The following is a 12264-nucleotide window of genomic DNA, read 5'->3' as shown; positions in this document are numbered from 1 at the left end:
ATTAGGCGCCAGACCCGTGCGCTTCCTCGTCATTCCCCTGATCAACCTGCTGGTGCTGTTGAGGGTGCTGTTGGGTCTCCCGTTCCGCCTGTTGGGGGCCCGGAGCCGGCCGGCCTATGTGCGCTTCCGGCTGGCGGGGGATCCCCCCTACCGGGAGCGGCCCCGGCGTTCCCGCCTGCCCCTGGGCCTGGGAGGGCAGGGCCGTCCCGAGCCCGCCACGGTGACGTCGCTGGAGTCCTTCCGCGAGGCGCTGGAGCTGCTGGCGAAGGATGAGAAGGTGAAGGGCATCCTCCTGGTGCTGGAGGACCTGGAGGTGCCGCCGGCCAAGCGGGAGGTGCTGGAGAAGCTGCTCGGGGACTTCCGGGCGGCGGGCAAGCGGGTGGTGGCGTGGGCGGTGAGCGTGGACAACGTGGGCTACCAGGTGATGTGCGCGGCGGACGAGGTGCTGCTGTCCCCGGCGGGCCGGTTGGATCTGGTGGGCTTCGCCGCGGAGGCCACCGCGCTGGGCGAGGGCCTGGGCCGGATTGGCATCAAGGCGCACTTCTTGCGGCGGGGCGCGTACAAGACGGCGCCGGAGCTCTTCACGCACGCGCACGTGTCGGACATCCAGCGGCAGACGCTCGAGTCCTTCCTGGACGAGCGGTACGTGGACCTGGTGGACGGCGTGGCGCGGGGGAGGCGGCGCACGCCGGAGGAGGTGAGGGCGTGGATCGACGCGGGCCCCTACAGCGCGAAGCGCGCGATGGCGGGAGGCCTCATCGACGGGACGTGTGACGAGGCGGATCTGCCCGCGCGGCTCGGGGGCGGGAAGCAGGAGGAGGAGGACGAGGACGACGAGGGCGTGGAGCCGATGCCGATGTACCGGGCGCGGCTGCCGTGGCCGCCGGTGCGGTGGCGTCCGCTGCGTCCGAGGCCGCGGCTGGGGGTGGTGCCCGTGTCGGGGATGATCGTCCCGGGCAAGGGAACGCCGGGGCGGACGGCGGGCTCGGACACGGTGGTGAAGGCGCTGCGCGCGGCGGGGCGCAACCGGAGGGTGAAGGCGGTGGTGCTGTACGTGGCGAGCCCGGGAGGCTCGGCGGTGGCCTCGGAGATCATGCTGGAGGCGGTGCAGCGGGTGGCCAAGAAGAAGCCGGTCATCGCCTTCGTGGATCAGGTGGCGGCGAGCGGCGGCTACATGGCCGCGCTGGGCGCCAGGGAGATCTGGGCCACGCAGCACTCGGTGGTGGGCTCCATCGGTGTGTTCTCGGGGAAGTTCGACACCTCGGAGCTGATGGAGAAGCTGGGGGTGCACCGCACGCTGATAACGCGGGGAGAGACGGCGGGCATCTACTCGAGCTCGCGGGGCTTCACCGAGCACGAGCGGGCCCTGATGGAGCTCGAGATGGAGGAGACGTACCAGGCCTTCCTCGAGCACGTGGCGAAGGCGCGGGGCCGGACGACGGCGGAGATCCACGCGCTGGGAGAGGGGCGGGTGTACAGCGGCACGCGGGCGTTGGGGGTGGGGCTGGTGGACAAGGTGGGGGGCTTCGAGGAGGCGTGCCGTCACGCGATGGCGCTGGCGAAGGTGCCGGCGGGGCGCTTCGAGCTGCGGACGTATGGGGGAGGGGATCGGGGCTTCTCGCTGCTGAAGCTGTTGCTGGGGAACGCGTGGGCGGGGGTTTATGCCTTCTGTCCAACGGCCTGGAGCCTGCTGGGGTTCAAGGGAGGGGAGCGTTTCGAGTAACCTCCCGGCCCGCATGGCGCGCCCCTGTCCCCTCTGTGAGAACCAGCCGCTGCGGCCCTTGCGCGTCTCCCATGTGGAAATCGACACCTGCCCGCGCTGTCACGGGCTGTGGTTCGATCGGGGCGAGCTGGAGCGTTTCCCGGATCGGCCCCCGGCGCGGAGCTTCCTGGCCATGAAGGGGCAGACCTTCTCGAGGTGCCGGAGGTCGGGGCACCCGGTGGGCCGGGCGGAGGCGGTGTGCCCCACGTGCCGGAGCGAGCCCGTGCGTTGCCCGGCCTGCTCCGAGCGCCTGCGGCGGGTGGTGACGAGCGCCAGTCCCGTGGACGTGTGCCCCTCGTGCGAGGGGGTGTGGTTGGACGCGGGCGCCTTCGAGGCGCTGGCGGGCGTGACGGAGACCCGGCCGCCGCCCACGGGGGTGGTGCCCCAGGCGCGGCCCTCCGCTCCGGCGACGGCGGCCATGGAGTGCTCGCGCTGCGGGGTGGGGCTCCAGGTCTCGGAGGCCTATGCGTACGAGGGTGAGGTGTATTGCGGTGCGTGCCGGCCACCGGGCTCGGTCTCGGGGGCGGCGATGAAGAAGGGCACACCGGGAGGCCCGCTGCGCAGGGTCCTGGGAGCGCTGTCCACGCTGTCCCTGGCCGTGTCCGGGGCGGCCACGGGCTGTGTCCACACACCGGGGCCCTCGGAGGTGGCGGCGTCCTACGCCCGGGCGTTGGAGGAGAACCGGCTGGCGGAGGCCTACGCGTTGACGAGCGCCCCCGCCGAGGCCCGGCCCGCGTTCCTGGAGCACTACGCGGACGCCTCGGTCCGTCAGGCCCGGGCGAAGGAGGTGCGCGAGGCCCTCCCGGAGCTCCAGGCGCGAGCCGCGGCCCTCACGCTGGTCCAGGCGAAGGAAGGCTGGCGGGTCGTCGAGGAGAAACCCGAGGACGCGCCCCGGGCGGCCCTGAAGGGCTTCCTGGACGCGGTGGAGGCGGGCCACTGGAACAAGGCCTGGTCGCTGCTGAGCGATCCCCTGCGTGCCCGCTACACCCCCGAGCGCCTGCGCGAGGACTTCAAGCGCGAGCCCCTGTCGGCCGAGCGGGTACGCCGGGCGCGGCTCGCCCTGGAGGGGGACGTGCGGGTGACGGCGTCGGGGGCGGAGTTCCCCCTGGGGACGGACCGGGCCGTACGGCTGGTCCGGGAGGCAGGCGAGTACCGGGTGGCCGCGATCGAATGAGAAGAGGTGCGGCCGGGGAGACGCTGGATTAGACGAGGTTGACACCGGGGGGGCCGCTGGCTATTTCGGCGCGCCCCCCGGATTCAAAGGATTCAGGTACACAGATGAGTGTTTCCGAGCGCGACATCCTCGCGGCGATGTCGAAGGTGATGGATCCCGAGCTGCACATCGACCTCGTGAAGGCCGGGATGGTGAAGGACGTCCGCGTGGACGGAGACAAGGCGAAGCTCAAGATCGAGCTGACCACGCCGGCCTGCCCGATGAAGGGGAAGATCCAGGCGGACGCCGAGGCGGCGCTCAAGCAGGTGCCGGGGCTGAAGACGTTCGACATCGAGTGGGGCGCGCAGGTGCGCTCGGCGCCGAACGCCGGGGGGCAGGCGATCCTCCCGCAGGTGAAGAACGTGATCCTGGTGGGCGCCGGCAAGGGTGGCGTGGGCAAGAGCACGGTGTCGGTGAACCTGGCGGCGGCGCTGGCGCGCGAGGGCGCGAAGGTGGGCCTGCTGGACGCGGACTTCTACGGCCCCTCGGTGCCGCTGATGACGGGCATCACGGAGAAGCCGGTGAGCCCGGATGGCAAGACGCTGCTGCCGCTGGAGAAGCACGGCCTGAAGGTCATGTCGATCGGCTTCCTGGTGGAGGCGGATCAGGCGCTCATCTGGCGCGGGCCCATGCTGCACGGGGCGCTGATGCAGCTGGTGCGCGACGTGCGCTGGGGCGAGCTGGACTACCTGGTGCTGGACTTGCCGCCGGGCACGGGTGACGTGGCGCTGTCGCTGTCGCAGTCGGTGAAGGCGTCGGGCGCGGTGCTGGTGACGACGCCGCAGGACGTGGCGCTGGCGGACGTGGTGCGCGCCAAGCAGATGTTCGACAAGGTGCACATCCCGGTGCTGGGCATCGTGGAGAACATGAGCCAGTTCGTGTGCCCGCACTGCTCGAAGGCCACGGCCATCTTCAACCGGGGCGGCGGCCGCAAGGCGGCGGAGATGTTCGGCATCCCGTTCCTGGGGGAGATTCCCCTGGAGCTGAAGATCCGCGAGGCGGGTGACGCGGGCGTGCCGGTGGTGATCAGCCACCCGGAGAGCGCCGAGGCCCAGGCCTTCGTGGCGATGGCGCGCAACATCGCGGGCCGCGTGTCCACCGAGAACATGCGGGTGGCGGTGAAGCTGCCGGTGATACGCTAGTCACTCCCCGCGAACCCCGAGGACCCTATGGCGCCCGGCAGCAAGGCCCCCGAAGACGACAACGACGACTTCGATCCGTTGCTCGGAGACGAGCCGGAGCGGGAGGGTTCTCGCGCGGGCTTCGTGCCCGAGTTCGTGCGCAAGGTGGCGGTGGCGGGACTGGGGGCCCTCTTCATGACGGAGGAGGGCATCCGCTCGCTGGCTGGCCAGCTGAAGCTGCCCAAGGAAGTGCTCGGCTACATCCTCGGGCAGGCGGAGAAGACGAAGGACGAGGTGGGCCGGGTCGTCTCCGAGGAGCTGCGGCGCTTCCTCCAGTCGGAGAAGCTGCGCGACGAGCTGCTCAAGGTGGTCTCGGGGATGACCATCGAGGTGAAGGCGCAGATCCGCCTGGTGCCTCACGAGGAGCAGGAGCAGGGCGAGACGGGCACGCCGGGCCGGGCCAAGGTGACCGTCAGCGAGCTGCACACGCGCCGAGGCGGCAAGAAGGCCGCGACGAAGAAGGAGTGAGCGCGTGGAGGGCGGCGAGCGGCGGAACTGGAGACAACACCCGCTGCTGAGGCGGCTGCCCCTCCTGTTGCTGGTGGCGCTGGGCCTGTGGCTGTGGAAGGGCGCGGACACTCCCGAGCGCGAGCTGGCGTGGCGGTTGGAGGGCCCGGGCTGGAGTGAGATCCGGGCGCTCGACTTCCAGGTGAAGAACGCGGACGGCGAGCTGGTGAAGCGCGAGACGCGCTCGTTCCAGTCCGGTCCACCGGGCCTGGTCACCCTGGAGGCGCGGTTGCCCGCGGGGACGTACGAGGTGTGGGTGTTCGCCCGAGGTGAGAGCGGACCCTCGAGGCCGCCGCTTGTGGAGCGCCTGACACTCGGAGACGAGGAGGAGCGCGCCGAGCGGACACTTCGGTTCCCCGTGAGTCGTTGACCGGTGGGGGAGCGAGGGCTATAGCGCGCCCGGTTCCTCGTTTACCGAGCAAGGGGTCTCGAACGCCATGGCATCGGAGCACATCATCGTCGTCGGGGCAGGTCAGATGGGGTCGGGCATCGCCCAGGTGGCGCTGCAGGCTGGCCTGCGGGTCACCCTGGTGGATGTCTCGAAGGAGGGCCTCGCCAAGGGTGCCGAGCGCATCAAGGCGGGCCTGAAGAAGCTGGTGGAGAAGGGCAAGCTGGACGCGGCCCGGCTCGAGGCGGCGAACACGAACCTCGCCACCGCCACGAGCGCCACCGAGGTGAAGGACGTGGACTTCGCCATCGAGGCGGTGACGGAGAACGAGGACCTCAAGCGCCGCATCTTCTTGGAGCTGGACGGCGTGGTGAAGCCGGGCGGCATCCTGGCCACGAACACCTCGTCCATCCCCATCACGCGGATCGCCGCGGCGACGAAGCGCCCCGAGAACGTGATCGGCATGCACTTCATGAACCCGGTGCCGGTGATGCAGCTGGTGGAGCTGATCCGGGGCGCGGCGACGTCGGACGCGACGTACCAGACGACGAAGGCGCTGGCGGAGAAGATGGGGAAGACCACGGTGGTCTCCAAGGACTTCCCGGGCTTCATCGTGAACCGCATCCTGATTCCGATGCTGAACGAGGCCTGCTTCGCGCTGCAGGAGGGGCTGGGGACGGCGGAGGACATCGACACGGCGATGAAGCTGGGCACCAACCAGCCCATGGGCCCGCTGCAGCTGGCGGACTTCATCGGCCTGGACACGGTGCTCTACATCGCCGAGGTGCTCCACAAGGGCCTGGGTGACGACAAGTACCGCCCGAGCCCGCTGCTGCGGCAGTACGTGGACGCCGGCTGGTACGGCAAGAAGAGCGGCCGCGGTTTCTACAAGTACTAGGACGAGGACTTCCCCATGGCCTACGAGAACATCCGGCTGGAGACCGAGGACGCGATCGCGATCCTCACCATCGATCGTCCCAAGGCGCTCAACGCCCTCAACAGCAAGACGCTCCAGGAGCTCGAGTCCGCGCTCCTGTCCCTGCCCGCCACGGCCCGTGCGCTCATCATCACGGGTGGCGGCGACAAGGCCTTCGTGGCCGGTGCGGACATCGCGGAGATGGCGTCCATCAGCGCGGCGCAGGCGCGGGAGTTCGCCGCCCTGGGTCACCGTGCCTTCCAGACGCTCGAGCAGCTGCCCATCCCCACCATCGCCGCGGTGAACGGCTTCGCGCTCGGCGGCGGGTGTGAGCTGGCCCTCGCGTGCGATCTCATCTACGCCTCGGAGAAGGCGAAGCTGGGCCTGCCCGAGGTGAGCCTCGGCGTCATCCCGGGCTTCGGCGGCACGCAGCGGCTCACCCGCGTGGTGGGCAAGATGCGCGCGAAGGAGCTCGTCTTCACGGGTGAGCGCCTGGACGCGGCCAAGGCCAAGGAGATCGGCCTGGTGCTCGACGTGCTCCCGGCGGATCAGCTCCTGGCCCACTGCAAGGCGGTGGCGGGGAAGATGCTCAAGAACGGCCCACTGGCCATCTCCCAGGCCAAGCGCGTCATCGAGTTCGGCGCGGACCAGGATCTCCGGGCGGCCAACGAGCTGGAGCGCCAGGGCTTCGCGGTGCTCTTCGGCTCGGAGGACCAGAAGGAGGGCATGAAGGCCTTCCTGGAGAAGCGTCCGGCCGGCTTCACCGGCAAGTAGTCCGGTAGCGGACGGCTCCCCGGGCTGCTCTGGGGAGCCTTCGGGCAGACTAATGGGCGCGGCAACTCGTGCTTGCCTGCCCCTCTTGCAATCGCTGTTCCCAGGCGCGCGGCCCCGTATATGTACCCCCGCGCCCTTCTTTCCCGACCAGGAGTGCCATGAACTTCGAGCTGACCGATGTCCAGCGCGAGATCCAGCGGATGTGCCGCGAGTTCGCCGCGCGCGAGCTGATCCCCAACGCCCGCAAGTGGGACGAGACGCACCAGTGGCCCGCCGACTCGGTGAAGAAGCTGGCCGAGCTGTCGCTGCTGGGCGTGGCGGTGCCGGAGCAGTACGGCGGCGCGGGCCTGGACAACGTCTGCTACGCGGTGGCCATGGAGGAGATCAGCCGTGGCTGCGCCTCCAACGGCGTCATCATGAGCGTGAACAACTCGCTCTACTGCGATCCGGTGATGAAGTACGGCACCGAGGAGCAGAAGGCCGAGTTCCTCACGCCGTTCGCCCGGGGCGAGAAGCTGGGTTGCTTCGGCCTCACCGAGCCCGAGGCGGGCAGCGACGCGGCCTCGCAGAAGACCGTCGCGGTGCGCAAGGGTGACGAGTACGTCATCAACGGCTCGAAGAACTGGATCACCAACGGCCCCAAGGCCGACGCCATCGTGCTCTTCACGATGACGAACAAGGAGGCGGGCAACAAGGGCATCACCGCGTTCCTCGTGCCCACCAACACCCCGGGCTTCATCCGCGCCGAGCCGGACAAGAAGATGGGCATCAGCGCGGCGCACTCCTGCAGCATGTTCTTCGAGGACATGCGCGTGCCGGCCAGGAACATGCTCGGCAAGGAGGGCGACGGCTTCAAGATCGCCATGAGCACGCTGGACGGTGGCCGCATCGGCATCGCGTCGCAGGCGTTGGGCATCGCCCGCGCGGCCTTCGAGGAGGCGGTGCGCTACTCGGGCGAGCGCAAGACGTTCGGCAAGGCCATCCGCGAGCACCAGGCCATCCAGTTCATGATCGCCGACATGGCCACGGAGATCGACGCGGCCCGGATGCTCGTGCTGCGGGCGGCGCTGCTCAAGGACAAGGGCGTGCGCCACTCGGCCGAGAGTGCCATGGCCAAGCTGTACGCCAGCGAGATGGCCAGCCGCGTGGCCAACAAGGCCCTGCAGGTGCATGGCGGCATGGGTTACTCCAAGGAGATGGACGCCGAGCGCCACGTGCGCGACGCGCGCATCACGGAAATCTACGAGGGGACGAGCGAGATCCAGCGCATCGTCATCTCGGCCAACCTGCTGAAGGACTAGGAGTCCAACCGTTCATGATGAACCGTTCCCTGTTGATGGTGGTGGTGCTCGGGTCGGGCCTGGCGTTCGCGCAGGGCTCGCCCGCGAAGAAGGGCGCGTCCGCCAAGGACACCGCTCCCGAGGCGGCCGCCCCCGCACAGGAGAAGAAGAAGGCGGAGCCGGTGCGGCCTCCGCCTCCGGACATCAGCCGGCTGCCCTTCACCCCGGACTCCATCCGCGAGGTGATGCAGTACTACGCGCGTGACGTGCAGGACTGCTACGAGGAGCTGCTCGCGGCCAAGGGCAACAAGGTGGAGGAGGGCCGCATCATGACGACCTTCACCATCTCGCCCGATGGCTTCGTGCGCAACGCCAAGGTGGCCAGGAGCGGCACGACCATCAAGGACGCGCGGCTGCACGAGTGCGTGGTGAGTGTGCTCACCGGCATCAACTTCCCGGCGCCGCCGGATGGGCGCGAGTACCCCATCGAGTACCCGTTCAACCTCAAGGCCATCAAGTAGGACACCCGCTCCCGTGAACCTCGAGCTCACCGAGACGCAGACGCTCATTCGCGACACCGCCCGCAAGTTCGCCCGCGAGCGCGTAGCGCCCCAGGCCCGCAAGTTCGACAGGGAGGAGTTCTTCTCCGTCGAGCTCTTCAAGGAGCTGGCCTCCCTGGGGCTCATGGGGGTGAACATCCCCGGCCAGTACGGCGGCGCCGAGGCGGGGACCACCTCCTATGCCCTGGCGATGATGGAGATGGCGGCCGCATGCGCCTCCACCTCGGTGGCCATGGCCGTCACCAACATGTGTGGCGAGCTCATCCACAAGTTCGGCACCGAGGCCCAGCGCGAGAAGTACGTCACGCGGATCACCTCGGGCGAGGCGGTGGTGGGCTCGTTCGCGCTCTCCGAGCCCCACGCCGGCTCGGATCCGCGCGCCATGCGCACCACGGCGGTGCGGCGCGGGGACAAGTGGGTCATCAACGGCAGCAAGCAGTGGATCACCTCCGGCGCCTACGCGGGGGTGATGGTGGTGTGGGCCCTCACGGGCGGGCAGGGGAACAAGGGCATCTCCGCGTTCATCGTGGAGGGCGGGACCAAGGGCCTCATCGTCGGCAAGCACGAGGACAAGATGGGCCTGCGTGCGTCCAACACCGTGAGCCTCACCTTCGAGGACATGGAGATCCCCGCGGAGAACCTCCTGGGCAAGGAGGGGGATGGTTTCAAGCTGGCGATGATCGCGCTGGATGGTGGGCGCATCGGCATCGCCTCGCAGGCGTGCGGCGTGGCGCGGGCGGCGCTCGAGGCCTCCATCCGCTACGCGAAGGACCGCAAGGCCTTTGGCCAGCCCATTGGCGAGTTCCAGGGCCTGCGCTTCATGCTGGCCAACATGGCCACGGAGCTCCAGGCGGCCGAGCTGCTGACGTACCGGGCCGCGTTCCTCAAGGACGAGGGCCAGCCGTTCACCCGCGAGGCCTCCATGGCGAAGCTGTACGCCAGCGAGATGTCCAACCGGGCGGTGGACAAGGCGGTGCAGATCCACGGCGGCTACGGCTACATCGACGAGTTCCCCGTGGAGCGCTACTTCCGCGACGCCCGCGTGCAGACCATCTACGAGGGCACCAGCGAGGTGCAGCGCCTGGTGATCGCCCGCGAGACGTTCAAGCTGCTCGACTGAACGCCCGCCCCCCGGGCCGAGGGCCCCCGCTGCCGGGGGACCCCGTGCCGTGGGGTGATGGCGCGACTACCCATGGGGTAGCACCTTCTCCTCGGGGACAGGCGCCAGCAGGCCTGGCGACCTGGCCCGCGGGACGAGGTTTCGGGTGGGGTGGGGGTGCCCGTCCCACCCGGGCCGGATTATCAAGACTGTGAACAAGTACCGCGTGCTCGCTTGACTGCCGGTGTAACCGGTGTCTAGGGTGCGCGCCTTCGAGTCAACTCCGTTGTGGAGTGGGCTCGCGGGCCACTCGTAGCTCCCCGCGAGTGGCTGCCGTCAACCACCGGGGGCAGCTGTACCAGTTTCGAAGGACTCCCAATCTCATGCAGCAGAATGTGAACCAGCAGATCGGAGATGTTGGCGACGAGGATTTTGCCGCGATGTTCGAGGCCTCGCTCAAGGAGCGTGGCGGCGAGGGCATCCTCAAGGAGGGCGAGATCGTCAAGGGCACCGTGGTGCAGGTGACCAAGGACTACGCCATCGTCGACATCGGCTACAAGTCCGAGGGCCAGGTTCCGATCTCCGAGTTCACCAGCCCTCGCGGCGAGGTCTCCGTCAAGGCGGGCGACCCTGTCGAGGTCCTCCTGGAGAGCCGCGAGAACGATACCGGCATGGTCGTCCTCTCCAAGGAGAAGGCCGACAAGATGCGCATCTGGGACGAGATCAGCGCCGCCTGCGAGCGCGATGAGATCGTCAAGGGCACCATCGTGGGCCGCGTGAAGGGTGGCCTCTCCGTCGACATCGGCGTGAAGGCGTTCCTCCCCGGCAGCCAGGTGGATATCCGCCCGGTGCGCAACCTCGACCAGTACATCTCGAAGGAATTCGAGTTCAAGGTCATCAAGTTCAACAAGAAGCGCGGCAACATCGTGCTCTCCCGCCGCGTGCTGCTCGAGAAGCAGCGCGAGGAGATGAAGAAGGAGACCCTCAAGAACCTCAAGGAGGGTGCGGTCCTCAAGGGCGTGGTCAAGAACCTCACCGACTACGGCGCCTTCATCGACCTCGGCGGCATCGACGGCCTCCTCCACATCACCGACATGTCCTGGGGCCGCATCGGTCACCCCAGCGAGATGTTCAACGTGGGTGACGAGGTTCGCGTCGTCGTCCTCAAGTTCGACCCGACGCAGGAGCGCGTCAGCCTGGGCCTCAAGCAGATCCAGGAGGATCCGTGGCACCGCGCCGACGAGAAGTACCCGGTCGGCACCCGCGTGCGCGGCAAGACGGTCTCCATCACCGACTACGGCGCGTTCATCGAGATCGAGCAGGGCGTCGAGGGTCTGGTGCACGTGTCCGAGATGTCCTGGACCAAGCGCCTCAAGCACCCCAGCAAGATGCTCGAGGTCGGCCAGGAGGTCGAGGCCGTGGTTCTCGACATCGATCCGAAGGCCAAGCGGATTGCCCTGGGCATGAAGCAGATCGAGCAGAACCCCTGGACGCTGCTCGAGGACAAGTACCCGATCGGCTCCGTCATCAAGGGTCAGATCCGCAACGTCACCGACTTCGGCGTGTTCGTCGGCGTCGAGGAGGGCGTGGACGGCCTGGTGCACGTGTCCGACATCTCCTGGACCCAGCGCATCAAGCACCCGGGCGAGATGTTCAAGAAGGGCGACGAGGTCGAGGCGGTGGTGCTCAACATCGACGTCGAGAACGAGCGCTTCAGCCTGGGCATCAAGCAGCTCCAGCCGGATCCCTGGGACACCCTGTCCGAGCGCACCCCGGTGGGCAGCCGCGTGAAGGGCAAGGTCACCAAGGTGACGGACTTCGGCGCCTTCGTGGAGATCGAGCCCGGCATCGAGGGCCTCGTGCACGTCTCCGAGCTGAAGGAGGAGCGCGTCGAGAACCCGCGTGACGTGGTGCAGGAGGGCCAGGAGGTCGAGGTCAAGATCATCGACATCAACACCCAGGACCGGAAGGTCGCTCTGTCGATGAAGGCCCTGATCGGCGAGGGCGAGGACTACCGCGAGTACCTCCGCCGCCAGGCCGAGGGCTCCAAGGCCCGCCTCGGCGACGTGATGGCGAGCAAGCTGAAGAAGTAGGCAGTTCGCCCCTCACGCGAGGGACACAAGGCGGCCGGGCTTCCTTCGGGGGCCCGGCCGTTTGTTTTGGTGCGCCCGGCATGGGCATCGACTTGGAGGTGAAAGTCCTCCCGAGAGCAGGTCACCGCGAACGAAGGGAACCGCAGAGCATCGGACCGTGAGGCCGGTGTGAAGGAAGCGGGAAACGAAGCCGCGGGGCGACGAACAGGAACCGGCTGTGAGGCGGCACCGAGCGGAGCGAGCGGGCCAAAGACCGCGAAGCTCCGGTGACCAAGGCGAGGTGACGTAGAGCCGGCGCTCGTGCGGTGAAGGTCGATGTTCTTACCCGGGGAGAGCTCGCCTCGTGCCTGAAAGGGCGACGCCGAGAGGCGGAGCGAGCAGTCAGCAGAGGCCGTAGTGTGCGCTGGGCAGCGCACTGGTCAGGAGGGTTGAAGTCCCTCCGGCGCTCGGATGAGGAGCGCCGTATCCAAAGGCGGGGGTAACGCCTCGCC

11 protein-coding genes are annotated in these 12264 nt (G+C 68.7%); all 11 read left to right on the top strand.

What is annotated here, in order from left to right; genetic code table 11:
- The first annotated feature begins 16 nt into the window (after positions 1-16).
- The 11 genes from sppA (at position 17) to AC16DP_RS37745 (ending at position 11773) form a co-directional block, all read left to right on the top strand.
- Positions 17-1723 (top strand): signal peptide peptidase SppA, encoded by a 1707-nt coding sequence (gene sppA / locus AC16DP_RS37795; protein ID WP_329732332.1) that lies wholly within the window; start codon positions 17-19, stop codon positions 1721-1723.
- A gap of 13 nt (positions 1724-1736) precedes the next feature.
- Positions 1737-2936, top strand: a complete 1200-nt coding sequence (locus tag AC16DP_RS37790) for a TFIIB-type zinc ribbon-containing protein (RefSeq protein WP_329732331.1) — start codon at positions 1737-1739, stop codon at positions 2934-2936.
- 104 nt (positions 2937-3040) lie between these two features.
- Entirely contained in the window at positions 3041-4117 is a 1077-nt protein-coding gene (locus tag AC16DP_RS37785) for an Mrp/NBP35 family ATP-binding protein (RefSeq protein ID WP_329732330.1), read from the top strand.
- Between the two features lie 27 nt (positions 4118-4144).
- A complete protein-coding gene (locus AC16DP_RS37780) occupies positions 4145-4624 on the top strand; it encodes a hypothetical protein (protein ID WP_329732329.1) in 480 nt (159 codons plus the stop codon).
- Between the two features lie 4 nt (positions 4625-4628).
- A complete protein-coding gene (locus AC16DP_RS37775) occupies positions 4629-5033 on the top strand; it encodes a hypothetical protein (RefSeq protein WP_329732328.1) in 405 nt (134 codons plus the stop codon).
- A gap of 67 nt (positions 5034-5100) precedes the next feature.
- A complete protein-coding gene (locus AC16DP_RS37770; protein WP_329732327.1) occupies positions 5101-5949 on the top strand; it encodes a 3-hydroxyacyl-CoA dehydrogenase family protein in 849 nt (282 codons plus the stop codon).
- Between the two features lie 15 nt (positions 5950-5964).
- Entirely contained in the window at positions 5965-6741 is a 777-nt protein-coding gene (locus tag AC16DP_RS37765) for an enoyl-CoA hydratase/isomerase family protein (RefSeq protein ID WP_329732326.1), read from the top strand.
- Positions 6742-6899: 158 nt separating this feature from the next.
- Positions 6900-8042: an acyl-CoA dehydrogenase gene (locus tag AC16DP_RS37760; RefSeq protein ID WP_329732325.1), complete on the top strand. Its 1143-nt coding sequence runs from the start codon at positions 6900-6902 to the stop codon at positions 8040-8042.
- A gap of 14 nt (positions 8043-8056) precedes the next feature.
- On the top strand, positions 8057-8542 hold the full coding sequence (locus tag AC16DP_RS37755) for an AgmX/PglI C-terminal domain-containing protein (RefSeq protein WP_329732324.1): 486 nt from the start codon (positions 8057-8059) through the stop codon (positions 8540-8542).
- A 13-nt stretch (positions 8543-8555) separates the two neighbouring features.
- Positions 8556-9701 (top strand): acyl-CoA dehydrogenase family protein, encoded by a 1146-nt coding sequence (locus AC16DP_RS37750; protein ID WP_329732323.1) that lies wholly within the window; start codon positions 8556-8558, stop codon positions 9699-9701.
- A 362-nt stretch (positions 9702-10063) separates the two neighbouring features.
- Entirely contained in the window at positions 10064-11773 is a 1710-nt protein-coding gene (locus AC16DP_RS37745) for a 30S ribosomal protein S1 (protein ID WP_043390918.1), read from the top strand.
- Positions 11774-12264: the final 491 nt, after the last annotated feature.

The sequence above is a fragment of the Archangium sp. genome, from assembly GCF_057119385.1.
Note: the sequence above shows the minus strand (reverse complement) of the source record. Positions and strands in the feature narration are given on the sequence as shown.

Excerpts from the sequence above, each read along its gene's own strand:
- AC16DP_RS37790 (WP_329732331.1), top strand. The coding sequence starts at position 1,737 with ATGGCGCGCCCCTGTCCCCTCTGTGAGAACCAGCCGCTGCGGCCCTTG.
- AC16DP_RS37785 (WP_329732330.1), top strand. The coding sequence starts at position 3,041 with ATGAGTGTTTCCGAGCGCGACATCCTCGCGGCGATGTCGAAGGTGATG.
- AC16DP_RS37780 (WP_329732329.1), top strand. The coding sequence starts at position 4,145 with ATGGCGCCCGGCAGCAAGGCCCCCGAAGACGACAACGACGACTTCGAT.
- AC16DP_RS37770 (WP_329732327.1), top strand. The coding sequence starts at position 5,101 with ATGGCATCGGAGCACATCATCGTCGTCGGGGCAGGTCAGATGGGGTCG.
- AC16DP_RS37765 (WP_329732326.1), top strand. The coding sequence starts at position 5,965 with ATGGCCTACGAGAACATCCGGCTGGAGACCGAGGACGCGATCGCGATC.
- AC16DP_RS37760 (WP_329732325.1), top strand. The coding sequence starts at position 6,900 with ATGAACTTCGAGCTGACCGATGTCCAGCGCGAGATCCAGCGGATGTGC.
- AC16DP_RS37755 (WP_329732324.1), top strand. The coding sequence starts at position 8,057 with ATGATGAACCGTTCCCTGTTGATGGTGGTGGTGCTCGGGTCGGGCCTG.
- AC16DP_RS37745 (WP_043390918.1), top strand. The coding sequence starts at position 10,064 with ATGCAGCAGAATGTGAACCAGCAGATCGGAGATGTTGGCGACGAGGAT.